2 protein-coding genes are annotated in these 490 nt (G+C 69.0%); one reads left to right on the top strand and one right to left on the bottom strand.

The features are described 5' to 3' along the window. Nucleotides 1-211, bottom strand: a 211-nt coding sequence (locus A6V37_RS12985) for a LysR substrate-binding domain-containing protein (protein WP_425262276.1), incomplete at its 3' end; no start/stop codon positions are given. Nucleotides 212-279: 68 nt separating this feature from the next. Here A6V37_RS12985 and A6V37_RS12980 point away from each other — a divergent pair. After that, nucleotides 280-490: LysR substrate-binding domain-containing protein (locus A6V37_RS12980; protein ID WP_425262276.1), on the top strand; the 211-nt coding region annotated here is incomplete at its 3' end.

The following is a 490-nucleotide window of genomic DNA, read 5'->3' as shown; positions in this document are numbered from 1 at the left end:
CCGGGCATAGACAGATGCACACCCGGCCCATGCGATGCGACACCAGCCCCAATCCCGGCGGCCCGGTGGCGCGCGTGAGCGCCACGTCCAAACCGGCGTCAAGCAGGGCCGGCAGGCGCTGCGAGACCGCAAGTCCGATCTGGACGTCCGGATAGCGGTCATGATAGCGGCCGACCCCCGGCACCACGTCATGCTGGCCGAAACTGGTCATGGCGTGAACCTTGAGCTTGCCGGACGGACGCGCGCGCGCGTCCGTCCGGCAAGCTCAAGGTTCACGCCATGACCAGTTTCGGCCAGCATGACGTGGTGCCGGGGGTCGGCCGCTATCATGACCGCTATCCGGACGTCCAGATCGGACTTGCGGTCTCGCAGCGCCTGCCGGCCCTGCTTGACGCCGGTTTGGACGTGGCGCTCACGCGCGCCACCGGGCCGCCGGGATTGGGGCTGGTGTCGCATCGCATGGGCCGGGTGTGCATCTGTCTATGCCCGG

This window comes from Paraburkholderia ginsengiterrae (assembly GCF_001645125.1).
GTDB lineage: Bacteria > Pseudomonadota > Gammaproteobacteria > Burkholderiales > Burkholderiaceae > Paraburkholderia > Paraburkholderia ginsengiterrae.
This window is presented reverse-complemented; position numbering and strand designations above follow the sequence as displayed.